The sequence below is a fragment of the Faecalispora jeddahensis genome (assembly GCF_000577335.1).
Lineage (GTDB): Bacteria > Bacillota > Clostridia > Oscillospirales > Acutalibacteraceae > Faecalispora > Faecalispora jeddahensis.
In genome coordinates this window covers 1-21,140 of record NZ_CBYL010000041.1, presented here as the reverse complement: position 1 = coordinate 21,140, position 21,140 = coordinate 1, and the positions used below count along the sequence as shown (strand labels likewise).

The following is a 21,140-nucleotide window of genomic DNA, read 5'->3' as shown; positions in this document are numbered from 1 at the left end:
GAGGTAACTTTTGAACGCAAAAATTGAACGTGTCTGCAAGGACATACAGAAAACAAAGGATAAAATCAATGAGTTTCAAACAAAGCTGCGGGAGCTGGAAAAGCAGAAAACCGAGCTTGAAAATCTGGAAATCGTGGACGCGGTGCGCGGCATGGATATTTCCCTGACCGACCTTGCCGACCTGCTGAAAGTGGCAAAGACAGGCGGGGCTACTTCGGGCCAACTTGGCCCGAAGTCCGCAGTACCCGCCCAAACTGAAAAGGAGGAAATCGAAGAATGAAGATGAAACCGAAAAAACGTATATTGACCCTGCTTGCCGCCGTTATGCTCTGCATAGCGGCTTTTCCTTTCACTGCCTATGCCAGCGGAGGTGAGGAAACCTTGGAGGTAACGGAAGCCCCAGTTGCTCCTGAAACAACCAGCAACCCAAATCCCTTTACCCCTGCCGGAACGGGAACCGTAGTCAATACCGCTACGGACGAGGACGGAAAGCAATTCTACACCATTACCACCCCGGACGAAAATATATTCTATCTTGTCATTGACCTTCAGAGGGAACAGGACAACGTATATTTTCTGAACGCCGTGACGGAAAAAGACCTGCTGGCTCTTGCGGAGAAATCCGAGGATACTCACGACGGAGAAAATCCGCTGTCCACTTCGGAACCGGAAATCACCCCCGAAGTCACGCCAGAGCCAACGTCCGAGCCGGAGCCGGAACAAAAAGGCAATCCCGCAATGCTCCTGATGGTGCTGGTGGTTGTCGTAATTGGCGGCGGAGCCGGATATTACTTTAAGATTTACCGTCCCAAACAGGAACAGGCCGCTTTGCCAGAGGACGAATTTGATGAATACGAAGCCGACCCCTACGACGAGCAGGAGGACGATACTCTCCCGTGGGAAGTAGATGGGGAGGATTCTGATATCGGGGAGGACGAGGACGTATGAATTTTACCAACAGCCCTTATGAAAAAATAATGAAAGAAAAGCCCCGTCCTTGCCGTCCGGCTCCACCGCACAAGCCGCCGAAAGGCTCTCCCTGCCGGGATTGCAGTTATTGGAACGGATCTGTCTGTGTGGGCGTTTGCTACCGGGATTTGATTCTGCCTAAAGGGGAGGGAACTTCGGGCCAACTTGGCCCGAAGTCACAAAAAGGAGGTTTTTAGAATGGAAAAGGATAACTACTTGAAAAATGCAGAGCTTTCGACCGAGCAGAATTATAACATGATTGATGGGATTCCGAATAATGCTCCTCTACCTGTTGTGCAGGCTATGCCGGAGGAAAAACCGAAAGACCGGGTAAAGGAGCCGCCAGCAAAACGCCGGAGTCGGGAACGGGAGGAACGGTGAGCCGCCCCAAACGCAGACGGGGCGTTCCCCTTTATATTTGGGTGAGTGAGGAAGAATACGCCGCCATTGGGGAACGTATGGCGCAGGCCGGAACGCAGAATTTAAGTGCGTATATCCGAAAAATGGCACTCAATGGTTATGTGCTGAATGTTGACCTTGCTCCCGTCCGGGAGCTGGTTTCCCTGCAACGCAGATGTGCCAACAATCTGAATCAGGTTGCCATTCATGCGAATACCTACGGCGTTTATCCATCTGAAATTACCGCCCTGCAAAAAGATTATACAGAATTGTGGGGCCAGGTTTCAGAGGTACTCAAACAGCTTACGGCGATAGTAAATAAATAAATAAAAATGTGGAGGGGATTAAATATTCCCTCCACACTTTATTTTAACTTTCCTCTTGAACGACTGGATTTTCAGCAGTTGTTGTGATTGGCAAAGAATCAATCTCTTGACGTTCCGCTAAAATATTAAAAGCAACAATAAATTTTTCCACAAAAGAATCAACAGCAGAATGATTTTCATTACACCAAAAAGTATATAGCAAATCTTGATCCCCAATAATTGATTCAATATGTGCAAACCAATGCTTGAAATCATTGGTATTATATCGTACGGATTCTAAAGGCCATTCATTAAAACATATATCATAATTTAAAGGTGTTGATCTTGCAACATTATCTTTAAACCTATTAAATTGTTCGTGATTCTTGAGTGTCTCAAATAAACTTTTTTCTATTGTTAAAGGAAGGAATAAAAAATTCCCCGCTTCTGAAATAATACGTTCTTTTGGACGGTATTCTTGCTTAGACAGAACGTCTCCATCTAAAACAATCAAGTTATTACGGAACTCTGGAACCAACTTTTCGTATAATTGAACATAATTTGTCCACCCAAGATTAATGTCTACGAAATTCATATATAAGTCTAAATTTATGCCCAATGCCGTAGACAACACAAACTGGACAAACGCTACAGCACGATTATCCTCGCAATACACATTAATTTTATTACCGGAACTTGGCACAGCGAGGTTTATATCATTAAGTATTGAATTGAGGTCGTTAGTTGTAGATATATTTTTAGGCATAATCATTCGCTTTCCCTCTGCATCATATCTCGGCTCTAGATATACTATAGCACTATCATATGCAGATAAGGGAAGATCTATACCTTTTTGTTGCCGCTCTTTCCTTTGATATTTATTAACCTGTTTTAAAACTATAGGTGAATGTGTCGTGAAAACAATTTGAATTTTATATTCTTTCGCTGCCGTCCAAAGATAATCAATTAAAGACTTTTGCGAAAAACCGTAAAGAGTTGCGTCTAATTCATCAATTAGAAGTAATCCGCCTTTATAATCTCTCGGATACTGTTCCTTTAATCTTTTGAAAGAAAGAACTGCTAATATAATTTTGGTGATATTTCCTTCCCCGGCTGAGTTCGTGAATATATCATGGACACCATCACTCACACCAGAGAACATACGAGAAGCAGTTCCTTTTTCAATGCCGATTGAAACATCCCCCGGTGTTTGTTGTATTGATAAAATAGTTCTATAGTTAGTAACACAATAGTCCAATTCTTCGGGTGTCAATTCAGGAGGTATGGTCTGAGTTTTTCCTGATTCTCCAATGGGAAATAATCTACTAAGGCTCAAAAAATAAACAGGAAGTTGTATATATCCCGCACCGCTTGCTCTGCTTTCTGCATTCCAAAATCGCAAGGTAGCTTCTCTTTGTCCCTGCCTACGTGCAATGCTTTCAACCTTATAATAATTTTGAGTATGAATGCCATTATGTAGATTCAAAGTCCATCTGTGTTGCCCAATAGTATCATGACTTGGAGAAATTTTAAATTTTTCTTTAAATTGAGATCTAAAATTGAAACCATCAATAGTTTTGCATCCGTATAGGGGGTGGCGACTAGATATGGTAAAGGGTTGCCCAATCATACCCAGAACTGTAGTTTTTTGTGTTGCATTTCTTCCTGATATTGCGGTTATACGTTTACCAAGTGAAAAGGAGGCTTGTTCAAATGCTCTAAACTGTTCAATTTGAATTTCTTTTATAATCATTTGTGTACCTATTCCCTCAAATTAATATTAATCTTCTGGTTAGCTAATTGTTCTGGTGTCGGACAAAAAGCAATATCCGAAAAGACCATTAGTTCAGAGGCTACCCCCTTATTGGCGGCACTATAAGTTAAATCAAATCGTTTTACAGAATAACCTTCATACAACTCTTGTATAGCTTTAATATCATCATATGTAATAATCCATGGAACCATTATTTTCTCGGCTATTGCATCCCGTATTCGCTTATGATCCGAGGGAGAAAAGAAGTTCTTATATAGTTTTTGTCCTTTGTTGTAGTACGGTGGATCAAAATAAATAAAAACATTATCGCCAAATTGAGGGATGAACTTCTCTAACAGACTCAATATATCTTTGTTATATACATAAATATTTTGTCTGTAGGCAGCAATCTTTTCAATCTTCTCACACACAGCATTTCTATTAAAGCGAACATCTAATTTCCAGTCTCCATCTTGTGCATACCCACCAATAGGACCTGCGGTTAAGATGCCTGAACGGTTTGTCCGATTTAGAAACAATGTTGCAAAGGCTAAATCTACTGAATATGAACTTGAATTACAATATATATCCTTTTGTCTACGCCATTCTTCAATATTAATGGGAGTTGTTTCAATTCGCTCAATTAAAGCCTTTGGCTCTTCTTTGACTGCACGCCAAAAAGAATAGATCGCTTTATCATAATCATTAATAACAATATTTTCAACCGAGCCTTCCATCAATAGAGAGAGGGCGACACCTGCGCCGCCGGCAAAAGGCTCAATATAAGTACCGTTTTTTATGCCTGAATTTTGAATAGCTAATTTTATAAATCCGGCAAGTCTGCTTTTACCACCTGGATACCGTAATGGAGAAAAATTCATCTTGTCACCCCCTCCTTTCCATATAATTTACCAAAATAATTATACTCTATTGCACTTAAAAAGGCAAATAGAATAACCTACTTCGGGCCAACTTGTCCCGAAGTCCCGGGACAAGATCGGTGCGGCCTCGACAACATTGTTGCATCCTGCCCGAAATAGTAAAATATAGGTAGGATACAACAAAAAATCCACTCAATGAAAGGAGAATTTTTATGAAGTTTATCAAGCTGATATTTAAGATTATCGCCGCGCCGTTTGTAGTTCTGCTGACGATAGTAACACCCATGATTGAATTTGTGTTCTGCTATGCCGCCGCTCTCTTACAGGTGGTTTCCGGGATAGGCGTTCTTATCAGTATCGCCCTGCTGATAAGCGACGAAAAGCTGGGCTTCGGCGTGTTCCTGTTCCTGTCGTTTTTGATTTCTCCCCTTGGGATTCCCGCCATTGCGGAACACCTCATTGACGGACTGCACAGCCTGAATAATTCGCTTCGCTTTTTCATTGTCAGCTAATAGCCGTATAACAGAACTGCCGGGCAACTTCGGGTCAACTTGGCCCGAAGTTTTTTTCGAGGAAAGGAGGAAACGGACATGGCAACCACCCGCCTTATGACCCGTCACACGGGAAGCGGCATGACTATTATGGAAACTTTAAAAGACGGTTTTGACTACGGGAAAAATCCAGATAAGACCCGAAACGGCGATTTAATTCTTGCCTATGAATGTGACCCCGCCACCGCTGACGCAGAATTTTTACTCTCCAAAGCAAAGTACAAATCTATTACCGGGCGAGAACAAAAACGGGAAAATGATGTGCTGTATTATCAAATTCGGCAGTCGTTCCCACCCGACGAAACCGACCCGGAAACCGCTCTAAAAATCAGCTATGACCTTGCCATGCGCTGGACGAAAGGCCAACACGCTTTTTTTGTGGTTTCCCATGCTGACCGCCCCCACCCGCATTGCCATATTTACTACAATTCCACCTCGCTGGATTGCACCCGAAAGTTCCGGGATTTTATCGGTTCAGCTCGTGCGGTGCGGCGGCTCTCTGACCGGATATGCCTTGAAAACGGACTGTCTGTTATCACCAATCCCAAACGCCACAGCAAGGGAAAATTCAAACACTACGGGGAATGGTTGGGCGGTCACAAGCCGCCGACATTTCAAGAGAAATTAAAGGCGCAGATTGATATTTGCCTTGCAACGAAGCCGCCGGATATGGACACTTTTTTACAGACAATGGCGGCGGCTGGTTATGAAATCAAGCATGGGCGTGGCGGCACCATCAGCTTTCGGGCAGAGGGACAGGAACGCTTTACCCGGCTCCATGCTTCTACGCTTGGCAAGGGCTACGGGCAGGAGGATATACAAGCGGCGATTGAGGGCAAAGCTGCTCCGCAGGAACGGCGCAAGATCAATCTGATTGTAGATATTCAATCTCGTATGAAAGCCGGAAAAGGCCCGGCCTATGAACGCTGGGCAAAGGTATTCAACTTAAAGCAGATGGCGGCGGCGTTACAGTATTTGCAGGAAAACGGCCTGATGGAATACGCGGATTTGGAGCAAAAAACCGCAGAACTTACCGACCGTTTCCATGCGCTTTCAGACAGCATAAAAGCCACCGAAGCCGCTCTACGTATCAACGCAGAACTAAAGGCGGCGGTGGTAGATTATGCGAAAGCCTGGTCTGTGTTTGAGGGGTACAAGGCGGCGAAGTATAGTCAGAAATATCTTGTCGAGCACGAAGCGGATATTGCCGTCTATCGGGCGGCACAGAACACGTTCCGGCGGTTGCTATCCGGGGCGAAGCTCCCCAAAATGGATACGCTGAAAGCAGAGTTTCAGCGGTTGTCGGCAGATAAGAAAAAGGGTTACCGGGAGTATCGAGAAACCAAAAAGGCCATGCAGGAAATTGTTACAGTGAAAAGCAATATAGACCATCTGCTCGGACTGACGGACGCGCAGAAAAATAAGGAAATGGAGCGATAGCGAACATGACGCAACATGAGGTGCAACGCACCGACTTCGGGCCAAGTTGGCCCGAAGTCGCAGGGTTTGGGGAAGGCACTCCCCAACAAGCAATTTTTGAGTTTTCCCGTCAGGGAAAATCTCGAAAATATGCAAGTGTATTGACACTTGCCCTGCTTGCCGGTTAGCATAACCTCCGTTAATGAGAGCTACACAAGGAACTGCTTAACCAGTTTTGTTAAGCTTGTTAGGCCAACTCCTTGACATTTTGTGTGGTTTTGATATAATAGTAACAGATGTTGCGCAACATCCGTTTCCGTTCATATTCATTATTAAAAAGCAATTTTTTCAATGATAAATATTCATTTAGGAGGACTTTATATGCCGCCAAAGCCATTAACTAATAAGGAAGCAATTTTGAGGGCTGCTATTTCTATAGTACGCGAACAGGGCATGGAGGGGATAAACGCAAGAAGTATTGCTTCCGTATTGAACTGCTCAACCAAACCTTTATTCCGCGTTTATGAAAATATGGAAGCACTAAAACAAGATGTCATTACTCAACTCAATATATATTATAACACTTTCATGGAAGCCCGAATGAGTAATGATAACCGCCTCCTAATGCAAGGAATTGCTTACATTGAATTTGCCAGACAAGAAAAAAATATATTTAATACCCTTTTTATGAACAAAGCTTGTGCGGGGAAAAGTATTAAAGATATTCTTGATGCTGATTGGAACCAACTTTCAATTCTAAATGCAAAGGAAATAACGGGCCTTAGTCTGGAAAACGCACGAAATTTATTTAGGGATGTGTGGCTTTATTCACATGGTATTGCAACTCAAATTGTATCAGACGATATTGACTTGCCATATGAGGAAGTAATTACGCTTATTAAAAATGCTTTTTACCGATTTGCTTTAGTAATAGAGGACAAAGAACATAAGTGATACTCCTATTATCTAACCCAACGCAAATCAAATAATCAATTCATTATTAACAGATTTTATGAAAGGACAAAATCGTTATGCTAAAAAGTAAAATCCGAACTCAAGAGGAAACCAAAAAATATTTAAGCGAATTAAAAGATTGGCTTGATGGGGTAAAGAATGTTCCTGTGGAAGAAATGGCGGATTTTTTCGCTAATAGGATTAGTGAATATAATAATGTTCATTTAAAAAACTGGGGCGAGGAATACGCTCATATTGCAGATTTCTTTGATGATAGTTTGAAAACATTACTTGATATTGGTTGTGGCACAGGTTTGGAGCTTGAATCAATGTACAAGAGATTTCCCGAAGTCAAGGTTACAGGTATTGATTTGTCTGAATCTATGCTTGACAAGTTGCGAGAAAACTATGGTGATAAAAACATTGAAATAATCAATGCGGACTATTTTGAATACCCGTTTGAGGAAAACAAGTTTGACGCTGCTATGTCTTTTGAAACACTTCACCATTTTAAATATGAAAAAAAGCAACTGATTTATAGTAAACTTTATCAGACGATAAAAGCCGGTGGATATTATATAGAATGTGACTATATTGCCTGTTGTGATGAAGAGGAGGCACTTTGTCTTGAGGGATACGAATATAGACGCAAGCAAAATAATATACCCGAAGATATGTTTATACATATTGATATTCCACTGACATTGGAACATCAATTTGAGCTTATGAAAAATGCCGGTTTTAAAACTGTTGAGGTTTTGTATCAAAATTGTGGAACGGTAATTATTAGAGCAGAAAAATAGTAACTGATGAAATAATGTAGGGGGTGATAATGATTGAAGTTCAATGGTTACTATGTCCTATATGTGGTAATAAAACAAGACTGAAAATTAGAGAAGATACGAAACTCGAAAACTTCCCCCTATACTGTCCCAAATGCAAACAAGAATCTCTAATCAATGTGCGACAACTGAATATGTCAGTTATCAAAGAGCCAGACGCAAAGACGCAGAGCCGATAATCAATGAGTACACATCTCTTGATTATCGGCTCTTTTCATACAACAATTTTCTGCTATACGATTGCTGACAAATTTAACAGACATACAAAGCCGTCATTTTCCGTTTTAAATACCGGAAAGAGTATATCTGTAATTCTTCTTAATCTGGCGGCTTTGGGATAAGGAGGTTTTTATGTGCCCCAAAGCGTTTTTTTATCTGAGAGAAACGCCGCCATATTGTGACGGTTTAATATAGCAGAAAAAATTCATTTACATAGTTTAAAAATATTATATCAAAAAATGGGCGGCTATTGCGCCCATTTTTTGTTCGACACCTTTCGCGCTAATTTGCGTAAAGGTGTTTTTTTGTACCCTTTTTCCACTGACAACGTATGGGACAAGCTTTGTCACTTCGGGCCAACTTGGCCCGAAGTCCGACCCCGCTGTCGTTCCCCTCCCGCTCCGTTTCGATTCACTATTCCCTAAAAAATCGAAATGGAGGAACGCCCTATGGCTAAAATCAATCTGCGGGATTTTTACCCGTTTTATAATTCCGACTTCTTTGTTGAAATACCCGATGTAATCAAGGACGCTTTGCTGGAAGCGGAACGTTTGGAGAAAAACTACATTCGCCGCCGCTTCTATAACAAGGCCCACTATTCGCTGGACGCTGACGACGGGATTGAAAAGGATATTCTTTTTGTATCCCTTTCCCCTTGTGAGATTTACGAGCGTAAAATTACTGCCGAACAACTGCACTCTGCAATCGCTTCCTTGCCGGACAAGCAGGGAAAACGAATTTATGCCCATTACATACTCGGCATGAGTAAATCCGATATTGCACGAGCAGAGGGTGTAAATGAAAAAGCAGTCAGGGTTGCTATTGAGAAAGGATTGAAAAGCATGGAGGAATTTTTAAAAAAGTCTTGATTTCCAGTTCCGAATTTGAGCTTCAAATCACATGGCTATTAGAAGGAGTTTTTCTCCGTCTGCTGTTCTTTGACAACTGAATACCGATAACCCGGATACGTTCAATCAAAAGGGAGCCAAGCCGCAGAGTACGCCAAGACCGCCCGTTGAAAGGGGGAAAACCCAAACGGAGCGTGAGCGATTCCTACTAACTGTGACAAGACAGATGTGGTAATCTGCCCAGCGAAAATCTTTTGATTGATACAATGATACTTACGGTTTGAACGCTTCACAGCATTGACCGTCGCGCCATCAGCATGGGGCGGGGTGAAATTCCCATGAGGGCGGTTGCCGCCGCCCGTCCGGATTATCGTTTTTTATATAAAGGGAGTGCCGCGCCGCTTTTTCTGTCTTACGACAAGCCGACTTATAACGGCGCGGCATACTCCCGATTGATGAATGGAGTTTTACTATGGATAAGGAATTACAGTCATTGCTATATCAGCAATGGAGCAACGGCGCTTGCCGTGGCTATGTCATTCGGGCTATGGAAAACTGTGATTTCAGCCCGGACGATATAAAGCGTGTGGTTTCAGAGCTTCACTATGTTTTCGATACTTGCGGCATAGAGGAAGCGGAAACCCACTATCAGAACAGCCCTTATTGACTTCGGGCCAACTTGGCCCGAAGTATGAGGAAAGATTAACAGCCATCACTTTTGCTGATAAAAATGGTGGCTGTTTGTGTTTTCTCATAGGACAATCAGAGCATTTCATATACATGGAAAGGAGGGGGCGATTGTGATTGAAGAAACGTATTCCAATTTCAGAGTTGGCAAGCGTAGACATAGAAGCGGTGAACAAAGAGGATTTAGTTGATGTGAGCGGCTTTACCTTTGATACGACTGTGCCGCAGGAACAACGTGCGGCGAAAGTCATAGCGGCGGTTAAAAATCCTTATTGTTTTCGTGTGGGAGATATGGGCGTAAAGCTGGAGTTTTCAGAGAACGCTCCCCCATTGCAAGATGTGTTTGCCGACTTCCTCAAACGCAAGAAAAGCGGCCTGTAAAGCCAGTTTACAGGCCGCGACAACATTGTTCGCATTATGCTGAAATGGTATAATATAAGTGTAATGTGATAGGAAGGAGGACACATGGCACGAACAAAAAACAGGGGCTTTGAGGAAAAAATATCTGCTCCTCAAATTATCCGCTGGAAACTCGCTCAATATATCCGCTTATCCAAAGAGGACATAAACCGTGGAAAGGACGACAGCAACAGCGTTACCAACCAAAAAGCGTTGCTTGATGATTATTACCAGCAGCACATAGACGAGTTTGAAAGTACCCAGCCGCCTTATGTGGACGACGGGTACACTGGAACAGACACCAACCGGGACAGCTTTCAAAGATTACTTTCTGACATATACGCCAAAAAGGTAAACTGTGTTATCGTCAAAGACCTCTCCCGCTTATCCCGTAACTATACAGACGCAGGGAGCTTGATTGAAAATCTGTTTGTACAGATGAATGTAAGGTTTATCAGTTTGGCAGAGGGTATTGACAGCTACTTGAACCCGGACAGCATTTCCAATCTCATTGTGCCGATTACCAATGTTATCAATGACAACTTCTGCTATCAGACTTCAAAGAAGATACGGCAGGTTTTTGATATGAAGCGGCGCAATGGTGAGTTTATCGGCGGCTTTGCGGCTTATGGCTATACGAAAAACCCAAAGGACAAAAACGCTCTAATTGTTGATGAAGAAGCCGCCGAAATTGTAAAAAACATTTATGAGTGGTTTCTGGACGGCATGAGTAAAAATGCCATAGTGCACAATCTCAATGATCGTGGCATTTTGTGTCCGTCCGAATACAAAAAAAGCAAGGGCTTAAACTATCAAAATCCGAGTGGTTCGGAAAGACCTTTATGGAGTTCAAAGACCGTAAGCGACATTTTGAAAAACCGCCTTTATGTAGGGGACATGGTACAAGGCCGCCAGCGTGTAAAAAGCTATAAAATACATACGCAGGAACAGGTTCCCGAAAATGAATGGTACATTGTGGAGAACACCCATGAGCCAATCATAGAACGGCCTATCTTTGAAAAAGTGCAGGAGTTGCTAAAGCGTGACACCCGCACCGCACCCCAGAAAAAGAAACTCTATCTGTTCAGTGGCTTTCTCCGTTGTGCCGATTGCGGTAAGGCTATGAGCCGTAGTCAAGTAAAAGGCACGGTGTACTATTTCTGCCGCACCTACAAAGACCAGTCAAAAACAGCCTGCACCAAACATTCCGTGAAGCATAACCGGCTGGAAGTGGCTGTCCTGTATGCCATTCAGCAACAGGTATATCTTGCAGTACACTATGCAAATACTTTGGAATATATCAGCACGGCTCCGCTTCAAAAAAGCCAGTCCATACGGATTGAAACATTGATAGACGCAAAAGAAAAGGAACGCTCCAAAATCATGCGTTACAAGCAATCCATTTATCAGGATTGGAAAGACGGGGAAATCACCCATAGTGACTACCGTCATATGAGCGAAGATTACGAACGGCAAATAGCTGCTTTAGGCGAAGTTTTGAAAAACCTCCATGCAGAGCGTGAAGAATTGCAAAACGGCATCACCGCCGAAAGTCCTTGCTTAGTAGTTTTCAAGAAATTTGAAAATATCGACAAGCTGACAAGAGAGGTTTTGGTTGAACTTGTAGACCATATCAAGGTACATGAGAACGGCAACATCAGCGTAAAGTTTAAGTTTGCTGACGAACTACGCCGGGTAATGGAATACATAGAAATCAACACCCAATCCGAAGCGGTTTAACAGACCGCTAATAAAAAGGCAGTTTGTTTTCCTAATATTACCGGGTCAACTGGCCCCACTGGTCCAACCGGTGCGGCAGGCGCGGAAGGTCCCACTGGCCCAACCGGAGAAGTCGTCTTGGCCTTTGGGTCTTTACGGGGAAGTAGTGTTGAGACACCTGGGGCAACACTCACACCCGTACCATTCAGCGTAGTCGGCCCCTTATCGGGTACTGTCACAGTCAGTGTATCGGGCAATGAATTAGTGGCAGGAGAAAGCGGAATTTATCAAATCACGATATCTATTAACGCTGAAGCCACCACAGATCCAGATCCAGACGAACCATATCTGAATGCTATTATCACTGTCAATGGTACACCGATTTTTGGTGACACTACTACTTTCTTTAAGATATCTAATCGAAGCAGTTCAACGTTTGTCGTTCAAGCTTCCCTAACAGCAGGAGATGAAGTAGGAGTAAGTATTAGTACAGATTTTCCTGTTTTAGGTTATATAAACCGCTCTTTAACTCTTGTTCAGTTAAGTGATTAAATCATCTTCAATATGAATGAGGCAAAATTCTGAATTTGTGGGTAAGGTAATACTTCTGAAAACAGATAAAGCAAAATCCGAATCCTTTCATTGGATTCGGATTTTGCTTTATTCCTCATATAGAATCAAACATTATCACTTGATTATCCTTGATAGGTTGTTGCCAGACGATCGGAAGCAATCAAATTCCGAGCTTTTTATTACGTTGACCGCTTATTGACTGCCCCATTTCGAATCGCATATTCGTCAATAAAATTCCTTATATGTTTTACTATTTCATCTGCTGAATAATTAGGCGTGACAAACTCCCGTACTTCTCCCTTGTTGAAAGCAAGCTCGTATTTATCTAAAAGCTCATCATCAATAAACAACAATACATTTTCTTTGATGATCATTTCGGCGGCTCGATTGAGCATAAAAACCTTTTCTACCTTCTCGTTTTTGTAGTTATAGTAGACGACAGTTACCTGATAAATTATCCTTGAAACATAATAATCTCCAATATTGTTTCTATAGTAACCCATATATGATTGAAAGTATTCATTTGAATGCTCGTTGTTAACCATTCTATCGTTAAAAACAATTAGGGTATCATCGTCTTCCCCGTTGTGGAAATTATAATAATTATGTAATAAAACAAATTCATCCTGATAAGCTTTACGTTCATGGATGATAAAAAAGTGTAAAATCGGTTCGATCTTAACGTTTGCTTGCCTTATTTCACCGCCCTTCCTAATTATTTCATATGAATATTCCATGTTATCTAGGTCGTAGCTGTTATTGATTGAAAAGAAAGGTTGCTTTTCAAGATTTGTTGTTTTCATCGCCAATTCAGTAAGGTAATTCTGATAACTTGCTACACTACATGAAGCTATGCTCACTGCGATAGCAGCGCCAGTCAATGCAAAGGATAATATCGTCTTAAACCATATCTGATACTCTTCTAAAAGTTGTGTTAGTCTTTCTTTTCTTTTTGGTAGTTTCATAAAATCCCCGCCGCTTCATTTATTTTTTAAAAGATGAATGTAGGTATCCATCAAAAACGCTGCAGAGTGGTGGCTTCCTTTTTCCGTAAAGCTTTTCTACCATCTTCGAAGAGTTAACATGCAACAGTCTAAGTGCGATATAGATCATGCGGCCGCGTTTTGGGTAGCAAATACGGACTTATGATCCTGAAATCGCGGTAGATAGTAAAACGAACTATTTCCTCAATTTACTTATTTTGGAGGCTAATTCATTAGCTCCGTTATATTAGTATTTTCATTTTCAATGCCTTACTTGAATTGTAACACGATGGACATTGTTGTCAATGAGATTAGAAATGAAACAATAGGCGTATCGTTTCACTTTGAATCATTATCCGATTACTGGCAATACAGCACAAACTCACACTAGTAAAGAGCAAATGCGGGCTTATGATAAAAAAGGAAGGCTCATCCCTGATATGAGCCTTCCACAAGATTGTTCACATATGACTGCATTTCTTCTTTTGAGGAAACGTGCCTTGCCCCGTAAATAAAAGATTCCTGCGCTAACTGCGACATATTCGAAAATCTGTTCAACGCTTCCAGATTTCCCGTGAGCGCCATTCTCAATCCTGCCGGCATCTCGGCATTCTGATCATATTGACTATTCATTTTTATCACCTCGACCTTAGTGTGCACAGATCATCCGTCTTTCATCACAAAAGTGAAGGAAATAATTGTGATTGCAACAATTGAGGTATTTCGTAAGGAGCGTTTCAGGTAATTCCACACTGAAATCGGCAACAAAAAACAGTACAATCCTCCAAAGGATTGTACTGTTTTTGTTTGTCTCAAAGAAATATAAACATCAAAAATTCAGGTATATCTTTTCGCACATACAGGGCAGAAAATATTTCTGATCAGAAATATGGAAAATGCAGCAATGTCAAAATTCTGATGAAAAGTTTGGTTTATATTTCGATAATTCAAAAAAAATCAGAAAAATACACAATTAATAATTTTATAATTAGGTTTTTTTAAGATAGTTTACGGACATCAACTGTGATACAATATGGGCAATTTCGATTTTTTTTTAACAAAGCAAGGAGTTGACATTCTGTGAAAAACAATGTAAATCTATTCCTGGCTGTTTCTGTGATCGTATCTCTATGCTCTTTTCTTTTCGCTGTGTGGCTGTATAAATGGGTTGAACGACAGCCATCCTCGAATGTACAAATCGCCAGAATCGGCGAATTGATTCGCGGCGGTGCCAATACATTCCTGAAAAAAGAATACACCGTGCTGGCAAAATTCGCCGGGGCGGCGGCTGTCCTGATCTTTCTGTTTCTTCCTTCCCCCGTTTGGACAGGCAATGTAATCCCCAATATCATCATGATGATTTCTTACCTGGCCGGTACCGTATTTTCTGCCGCGGCAGGTAAAATCGGGATTCAAATCGCAACCATTGCCAACAAAAAGACAGCCGAAGCGGCACAAAAGGGAATCCAGCCCTCCTTCATGTGCGGATTCCGCGGCGGCGCTGTGATGGGCATGGCCGTCGTCGGCAGCACTTTGCTGGGCGTTTCTCTGGTATTCTTTCTGACGAACAACACCACTTCCCTGTTAGGCTTCAGCTTCGGCGCAAGCTCCCTTGCTCTGTTCGCAAAGGCGGGCGGCGGTATTTTCACCAAGACGGCAGACATCAGCGCCGACCTGGTGGGCAAAGTCGAGCTTGGAATCCCGGAGGATGATCCCCGCAATCCCGCTGTCATTGCAGACAACGTCGGCGATAACGTGGGAGATGTTGCCGGTATGGGCGCGGACCTGTTTGATTCGAACGTCGCCTCTATGGCCGCGGCGCTGGTAATGGCCGTTTCTTTGGATAAGGCCGCCGGCGGCTCTCAAAATTCCGCTACCGTATTCTGCTATGCGGCGATCGGTCTGTTGGCCTCGATCATCGGCGTGGCAACCGCCAGAATGGGGAAAAACGGGAATCCGACCAGAGCCTTAAACAGCAGTACATATGTCACCACCGCTATCTTTGCTGTTTTAACCGCTCTTGCCACCTGGTTTTTCGATCTGGAATGGAGAATCTGGGGCGCCAGCATCATCGGCCTGCTGGTCGGAGTCGTGATCGGCATCGCCAGCGACTATTTTACCGATGATACGAAGCCTCCGGTGCATCAGGTCGCGAATGCCTCTGAAACCGGCCCGGCCTTTACCATTCTTTCCGGCGTATCCTATGGATTCATCAGCACTCTGCCCGCCATGATCGGCATCGGCATTTCCGCTTTGGCCGCTTACAAAATCTGCGAGCCTCTGGGCGGCGGCTACCCCATGTTTGGAATCGCGATGTCGGCAGTGGGTATGCTCTCCATCGTGGGAATGATCATCTCGAACGATGCCTATGGCCCGATTGTTGACAACGCCCGCGGACTGGCTGAAATGGGCGATTTAGGGGACGAGGTCCTCGATATTACCGATTCGCTGGACAGTGCCGGAAATACCGTAAAAGCGGTAACCAAGGGCTTTGCGATCGGCGCGGCCGGTCTGACAGTCATTGCCCTGTTGGGCGCCTTTATCAGTGAAGTAAACGAAGCGGGGGCTTCCATCGCCGGATTTGTCCCGATTACCGGTTTCGACATCATGAATCCCACGGTCTTTTTCGGAATGCTGGTTGGCGCATCGATCCCCGCGGTATTCAGTGCTATGCTGATGCTGGGTGTTGACCGCAACGCGCAAAGAATGATCGCGGAAATCCACCGTCAGTTCCGGGAAATCGCCGGCCTGAAAGAAGGAGACCCCAATGTGGAGCCCGAATATGACAAGTGCATTGAAATTGCCACGCACGGTGCTCTCAAAGAATTGATCCCTGCCGGACTGATGGCAATTCTTTCTACCATTATCGTCGGTTTTGTCGGCGGTGTGGAAGCCATCGGCGGATTTTTGACTGGAAACATCGTCAGCGGACTTCTGCTGGCTCTGTTTATGAGCAACGCCGGCGGGCTTTGGGATAACTCCAAAAAATTCATCGAATCCGGGCACAATGGCGGAAAAGGCAGCAGCGCACATAAAGCTGCTGTTGTAGGCGACACAGTAGGCGATCCTTTTAAAGATACGGCGGGCCCTTCCATTAATACACAGATTACTGTAGTTTCTCTTGTTTCCTCCCTGATGTCTACCTTATTCCTCACCCTGTCCCTGTTCCATTAAGCTTGGGCCTGCACACAAAAAACGCACCTCACTTTTGTGAAGTGCGTTTTTATATACATACTATCTTTTCAGATAAGCGGAATCATAAATCCTGCAGATCCGCATCGGGAATGTTGTTTTCCAGATTATCCCGCGCCAGATCGGTGTCGATGACAGGATAAATATCCTCCGGAATCGGCTTTTCACTGTCTTCGTCTGCAGGCCATATCCGTTGATTTTTCTTGGGCCCCATATGATTTCCTCGCTATTGTTTCAGTTTATATCTTTCAATACAATCTTGAAGATCCGCTTCAGAACGGATTTCTTCCTTGAGTATCGCCTTTTGCGCATCCTCCGGCAAGGATAAAAAAACATTCTCCAGGCCGGAGTCCTTCCCGAAAAGGTCCCGAAAAGCAAAAGGATAAATCAGACCGTTTGTACCGCTTTCCATCACAACTATCACCTCAAAATTAGCTTGCACAGATTGATGGAGTTTATCCGTGCCCGCCAGTGAGGGATTCGGCAGAAGAAAGCGGAATCACTATCGCGTTTTTGAGGGTGCAAAAGCAGCTTAAGACGGGATTATCCATCACATGATGTGATCCTGGTTGCTGATCAGCTGGGCATCGACACCGATATTGCGCAGATGCTTTTCGATTGCGGATACATTGGTTCCGCTGCTGTCGTAATCGACCGCAACCTGATCCTTTTGGCCATTTGCACTCACGGATAAAACGCCCGGGATTTCGTCGAGCCCCTGCTTGATTTTTTTGATCTCATGCTTTCCGTCAAGCCCCGGCACTTTAAAATATGCGCTCTGTTTTGACACAATCATCACCTCGCCCATAGTATCGGCGCTGGCCATTGGGATATGCACAGACGCTTGATAAAAACCGACTGCCGCGCGCTCCTATTTTTAAAGATGAAATGACCGCCGCAATATGGAAAACCGCCCTTTTGAAAAGGGCGGCTCCACAGAAAGGAAGATGAAAAATGTATTGTGATCCTCACAGGAGGAGCGTGCAAGCATTTTAACGTCGATAACATCTTATGTGAAAGGAACAACAGATTGTTTTTTGATGATTTCAGTGTACCGGAGCGATGTGTACGAAATATGGCGTTTGAATGAGAGTTTTAAGAAGAGACTGTAAAGAAAATTTGAACCTCTGCGCAAAACCAGAACGGCCGCCCAAAAGCAGGGCGGCCGAATCAAAGCTAATGACAGGAATCACACCGCAGTACCCGGCAGTTGGCCAGGAAAAGAGATCGCACTTCGTGCTTCGTGCTTGCTCCGCTTACACACTCCTTTTTGGAGAAACCGGCGGTGTAGTTGGTATGGATTGTATAAGCTTATTTCATCATTTCTGGTACAGTGCATGATACAGACGGATGAATTTCTCATCCCGCTCACGGATTGCCTGTTCCCCTTTATCACCGCTGTAATCGTAAAAGCCCTTGCCGGTTTTCACGCCCAGCTCGCCCTTTTCAAACTTTTCCCGCAGCAAAGCGGGCACCTCTTGTGAACTGTACAAATCCGGCACCAGATATTCCGCCACATGATAAAAAATGTCCAGTCCGCCAAAATCGGCAGTTTCGAGCGGGCCAAGGCAGGCATACCGAAACCCGATGCCGTATTTTACGGCCTTGTCTACATCCTCGGCGTCGGCGATGCCGGACTGCACGATATGAAGAGCCTCCCGCAGAATCGCGGTCTGCAGGCGGTTACCGATAAATCCCTTGGCATCCTTTTTGACCGTTACGGCTTTTTTGCCGATTCGCTCCGCCAGCTCGGCCACAACGCGGGCCGTCTGATCCTCCGTTTTCTCCCCTTTGATCACTTCTACCAGCGGTACCAGGTGCGGCGGGTTAAACCAGTGCATTCCGCAGAAGCGTTCGGGCCGCTGCACGGCCTTTGCGATTTCGGTAATGGAAAGCCCCGAGGTATTTGTGGTCAGAATGGCATCCTCGCGCGCAAGATCCGAGATTTTCTGCCAAAGCTGATGCTTTGCTTCCATATTCTCGACGATCGATTCCACAACGACGTCGCAGTCCTGAAAGCAGGATTCGTCTGAAGTCAGCTGAATGCGTGCCTTTACGGCATCCGATTCCGCCTGGGACAGCTCCCCGCTCAGTACCAAAGCCTCCTGATTCAGCTCGACCATGCGGCGTGCCTTTTGGAGCGTTGCCTCCCGGTGATTGTAGAGCACCGTATCATATCCGTGCGCCGCAAAAATCTGCGCCATCGAGGTTTCCCATGGTACCCGCACCGGCCATCACTACCTTTTGAATCTGTTCTGTTTGCATCAAAACCACACCCTTTCTAAACGATAACCATACAGCTTTCAGGCAGCAATTGATCCCCCACCAGAGGCAGGGGATCAATTGCTCTTGATTCAACAAAATGATCGTTAAGCTGCTTGATTTTCACCAAAGCCGAATATAGATGGCTTTCGTTTTCCGATCCAATCCCCTTTTCTGCCGAAACAGGAGGAGGGAATTTTCTGCCGTACTGCGCAAAAGGATCTCCTGCTGCCGGAAAAAACGCTACAGAAGCTCGCGAAAATCATAAATAAAGCGATCCGACATCTGGCGCAGACGCATTTCTTCGTCCTTGCTGTAAGAATCGAACACTCCCACCGTGTAAAAGCCGCCGTCCCGCGCGCCGCGCAGGGCATCCGGCAAATCCTCAAATACGACGCATTCCTGCGGCAGACGCCGCATCCGCCGTGCCGCCTCCTCATAAATGTCGGGGAAACCCTTGCCGCGGCTCACCTCCGACACAGTGACGATCGCGTCGAACCAATCTAAAATCCCGTGGCGCTCCAGCGTGGGAAGAAACAGCTCGCGATGGGAAGAGGTCGCGACAGAAAGCGGCACGCCCTGCCCCCGCAGGCGGGAAAGGTATTCCCTGGCCCCGGGTTTGAGCTCCACGCGAAAGCGGTACGCATCCTGCGCCATCTGATACCATTCCTCCGTCAGCTGCTGCGGCGTGTCGGGCAGCCCGAACCGGCGGATCGTATACTCCGCCGACTGCCAAAAGCCAAGCAAAGCCACCGCCTGCGCATAATCCTCCGGCACCGGAATTCCCCGGCGGCCCAAGGTGTCCCGGTCGATCTGCTCCCATACCCCCATGGAATCCAGCAGTGTCCCGTCCAAATCAAAAACCGCTCCCTGAAATTGCTTCACACGCATTCTCCCCAAATTGATTTTCTACAATGATTTTCATTTCCGCCCCCGGCCTCGACGCGAACAGAAACCGGTTCTTTTGAATTCTATTTTAGCACAGGATTTTTGGATTTGCCAGTCCCCTGTTTCGCCCGATTTCTGCGCCAAACGCAAAAAGGGACTCCCTTAGCAGGGGAGCCCCTCCCCACCCGATTGCCGGATGGTTTACTGTTATTTTCCGATGGGTGTTTCAAAGAACGCCTTAAAGCCGCGGTATGCCATGTGGATATCGAGCTTTGCGGTAACCTCCAGCGGTGCATGCATCGAAAGCACCGGAACGCCGACGTCTACAACGTCTACGTTCAGGTTTGCGATGAACATGGCAACGGTTCCGCCGCCGCCCGCATCCACCTTGCCAAGCTCGCCGGTCTGCCACAGAACGTTGTTCTGGAACAGCAGATTGCGCACCTGAGCCATAAATTCCGCCGAAGCGTCGGAGGTGCCGGACTTGCCGCGCGAGCCGGTGTACTTCATCACGGAAACGCCGTTATTCAGGTAGCAGGAGTTGGCCGGTTCGTACGCACTGGCATAAATGGGATCATACGCCGCGCAGACGTCCGCCGACAGGCACTGGGAACGGGTAAACACATCTCTTGCTTCCACACCGTCCTGCTGGGCCAGTGTTTCCACAAAGTAGCGCAGGAACGAGGAATTCAGGCCGGTGTTGCCTTCGCTGCCGACTTCCTCTTTATCCGCCAGAACGGTAATCGCGGTATGCTCGGGGGTTTTGCAGTCGAGGATCGCCATCAAAGCCGGATAGGCGCACACGCGGTCATCGTGGCCGTAAGCGCCGATCATGCTGCGGTCAAAGCCCATGTCCTGCGCGTGCCAGGCGGGTACAAACTCGATTTCGGAGGAAACGAGATCCTCTTCGGTGATCTCATATTTTTCGTTGAGCAGGCGCATCACATTGAGCTTAAACAGACTTTCGCCCTTACCGGTTTCTGTACGAACCGGGCGGCTGCCCACCAGGATGTTCAGGTTTTCGCCCTCGATCGCTTTTGCCAGCGGCTTCGACATCTGCTCGGCGCCCAGATGCGGCAGCAGGTCTGTCACGCAGAATTGCGGCTCGCCCGGCTCCTCGCCGATGCGCACGTCGACGAAGCTGCCGTCCTTCTTCACAACGCGGCCGTGCATCGCGAGCGGAATGGCCGTCCACTGGTACTTCTTGATGCCGCCGTAATAGTGAGACTTGAGCAGCGCCAGATCGTTGGATTCATACAGCGGATAGGGCTTTAAATCGAGGCGGGGGGAATCGATG

Annotated in this window: 24 protein-coding genes; 15 read left to right on the top strand and 9 right to left on the bottom strand. The window is 45.3% G+C overall.

What is annotated here, in order from left to right; translation table 11 throughout:
• The first annotated feature begins 10 nt into the window (after positions 1-10).
• The 4 genes from TY09_RS13975 to TY09_RS13960 all read left to right on the top strand — a co-directional run bounded on the left by TY09_RS13975 (position 11) and on the right by TY09_RS13960 (position 1,694).
• A complete protein-coding gene (locus TY09_RS13975; RefSeq protein ID WP_042435595.1) occupies positions 11-280 on the top strand; it encodes a DUF4315 family protein in 270 nt (89 codons plus the stop codon).
• A 2-nt stretch (positions 281-282) separates the two neighbouring features.
• Positions 283-948 (top strand): DUF4366 domain-containing protein, encoded by a 666-nt coding sequence (locus tag TY09_RS13970; RefSeq protein WP_042435626.1) that lies wholly within the window; start codon positions 283-285, stop codon positions 946-948.
• 219 nt (positions 949-1,167) lie between these two features.
• Positions 1,168-1,350, top strand: coding sequence for a DUF4316 domain-containing protein (locus tag TY09_RS13965; RefSeq protein WP_042435592.1), 183 nt, complete (start codon positions 1,168-1,170; stop codon positions 1,348-1,350).
• Positions 1,347-1,694 (top strand): plasmid mobilization protein, encoded by a 348-nt coding sequence (locus tag TY09_RS13960; protein WP_042435590.1) that lies wholly within the window; start codon positions 1,347-1,349, stop codon positions 1,692-1,694. The genes TY09_RS13965 and TY09_RS13960 overlap by 4 nt, the downstream gene beginning before the upstream one ends.
• Before the next feature lie 43 nt (positions 1,695-1,737).
• Here TY09_RS13960 and TY09_RS17705 read toward each other — a convergent pair whose 3' ends face one another.
• Entirely contained in the window at positions 1,738-3,426 is a 1,689-nt protein-coding gene (locus tag TY09_RS17705; RefSeq protein WP_147584686.1) for an AAA family ATPase, read from the bottom strand.
• Positions 3,427-3,434: 8 nt separating this feature from the next.
• On the bottom strand, positions 3,435-4,307 hold the full coding sequence (locus TY09_RS13950) for a DNA adenine methylase (protein ID WP_042435588.1): 873 nt from the start codon (positions 4,305-4,307) through the stop codon (positions 3,435-3,437).
• Positions 4,308-4,519: 212 nt separating this feature from the next.
• Here TY09_RS13950 and TY09_RS13945 point away from each other — a divergent pair, with 212 nt between their 5' ends.
• From TY09_RS13945 to TY09_RS18020, 10 genes are all read left to right on the top strand, one after another.
• Positions 4,520-4,819: a CD1845 family protein gene (locus TY09_RS13945; RefSeq protein WP_042435585.1), complete on the top strand. Its 300-nt coding sequence runs from the start codon at positions 4,520-4,522 to the stop codon at positions 4,817-4,819.
• A gap of 78 nt (positions 4,820-4,897) precedes the next feature.
• Positions 4,898-6,298 carry a relaxase/mobilization nuclease domain-containing protein gene (locus TY09_RS13940; protein WP_042435583.1) on the top strand — a complete coding sequence of 467 codons (1,401 nt, stop codon included), beginning with the start codon at positions 4,898-4,900 and terminating at the stop codon, positions 6,296-6,298.
• A gap of 360 nt (positions 6,299-6,658) precedes the next feature.
• A complete protein-coding gene (locus TY09_RS13935) occupies positions 6,659-7,231 on the top strand; it encodes a TetR/AcrR family transcriptional regulator (RefSeq protein WP_042435580.1) in 573 nt (190 codons plus the stop codon).
• A gap of 77 nt (positions 7,232-7,308) precedes the next feature.
• Positions 7,309-8,034, top strand: coding sequence for a class I SAM-dependent methyltransferase (locus tag TY09_RS13930; protein WP_052335665.1), 726 nt, complete (start codon positions 7,309-7,311; stop codon positions 8,032-8,034).
• A 29-nt stretch (positions 8,035-8,063) separates the two neighbouring features.
• Positions 8,064-8,252 carry a cysteine-rich KTR domain-containing protein gene (locus tag TY09_RS18025; protein ID WP_013271013.1) on the top strand — a complete coding sequence of 63 codons (189 nt, stop codon included), beginning with the start codon at positions 8,064-8,066 and terminating at the stop codon, positions 8,250-8,252.
• 489 nt (positions 8,253-8,741) lie between these two features.
• Complete coding sequence (locus tag TY09_RS13925) at positions 8,742-9,161, top strand: RNA polymerase sigma factor (protein ID WP_042435577.1); 420 nt, start codon at positions 8,742-8,744, stop codon at positions 9,159-9,161.
• 451 nt (positions 9,162-9,612) lie between these two features.
• A complete protein-coding gene (locus TY09_RS13920) occupies positions 9,613-9,807 on the top strand; it encodes a hypothetical protein (protein WP_013271011.1) in 195 nt (64 codons plus the stop codon).
• Between the two features lie 137 nt (positions 9,808-9,944).
• Positions 9,945-10,208 carry a DUF6870 family protein gene (locus TY09_RS13915; protein ID WP_042435574.1) on the top strand — a complete coding sequence of 88 codons (264 nt, stop codon included), beginning with the start codon at positions 9,945-9,947 and terminating at the stop codon, positions 10,206-10,208.
• Between the two features lie 84 nt (positions 10,209-10,292).
• Entirely contained in the window at positions 10,293-11,966 is a 1,674-nt protein-coding gene (locus tag TY09_RS13910) for a recombinase family protein (RefSeq protein WP_042435571.1), read from the top strand.
• 117 nt (positions 11,967-12,083) lie between these two features.
• Positions 12,084-12,497, top strand: a complete 414-nt coding sequence (locus TY09_RS18020) for a hypothetical protein (protein ID WP_242841505.1) — start codon at positions 12,084-12,086, stop codon at positions 12,495-12,497.
• A 200-nt stretch (positions 12,498-12,697) separates the two neighbouring features.
• On the opposite strand, the gene TY09_RS13905 is transcribed toward TY09_RS18020, so the two are convergent.
• The gene (locus TY09_RS13905) at positions 12,698-13,483 is read right to left on the bottom strand and encodes a hypothetical protein (protein ID WP_042435568.1); all 786 of its coding nucleotides are present in this window, start codon (positions 13,481-13,483) and stop codon (positions 12,698-12,700) included.
• A gap of 1,098 nt (positions 13,484-14,581) precedes the next feature.
• On the opposite strand from TY09_RS13905, the gene TY09_RS13895 reads away from it, so the two are divergent.
• Entirely contained in the window at positions 14,582-16,675 is a 2,094-nt protein-coding gene (locus tag TY09_RS13895) for a sodium-translocating pyrophosphatase (protein ID WP_009059925.1), read from the top strand.
• Positions 16,676-16,757: 82 nt separating this feature from the next.
• Here TY09_RS13895 and TY09_RS18650 read toward each other — a convergent pair whose 3' ends face one another.
• The 6 genes from TY09_RS18650 to TY09_RS13870 all read right to left on the bottom strand — a co-directional run.
• Complete coding sequence (locus TY09_RS18650) at positions 16,758-16,907, bottom strand: hypothetical protein (RefSeq protein ID WP_009059889.1); 150 nt, start codon at positions 16,905-16,907, stop codon at positions 16,758-16,760.
• A 12-nt stretch (positions 16,908-16,919) separates the two neighbouring features.
• Positions 16,920-17,105 carry a hypothetical protein gene (locus tag TY09_RS13890; RefSeq protein WP_009059913.1) on the bottom strand — a complete coding sequence of 62 codons (186 nt, stop codon included), beginning with the start codon at positions 17,103-17,105 and terminating at the stop codon, positions 16,920-16,922.
• A 138-nt stretch (positions 17,106-17,243) separates the two neighbouring features.
• Entirely contained in the window at positions 17,244-17,519 is a 276-nt protein-coding gene (locus TY09_RS13885; protein ID WP_009059923.1) for a cation transporter, read from the bottom strand.
• Between the two features lie 493 nt (positions 17,520-18,012).
• Positions 18,013-18,921, bottom strand: a complete 909-nt coding sequence (locus TY09_RS13880) for a 3-hydroxyacyl-CoA dehydrogenase family protein (protein ID WP_242841504.1) — start codon at positions 18,919-18,921, stop codon at positions 18,013-18,015.
• A 277-nt stretch (positions 18,922-19,198) separates the two neighbouring features.
• Positions 19,199-19,846, bottom strand: a complete 648-nt coding sequence (locus tag TY09_RS13875) for an HAD family hydrolase (RefSeq protein WP_042435562.1) — start codon at positions 19,844-19,846, stop codon at positions 19,199-19,201.
• Between the two features lie 204 nt (positions 19,847-20,050).
• Positions 20,051-21,140, bottom strand: a 1,090-nt coding sequence (locus tag TY09_RS13870; protein WP_042435559.1) for an aminopeptidase, incomplete at its 5' end; no start/stop codon positions are given.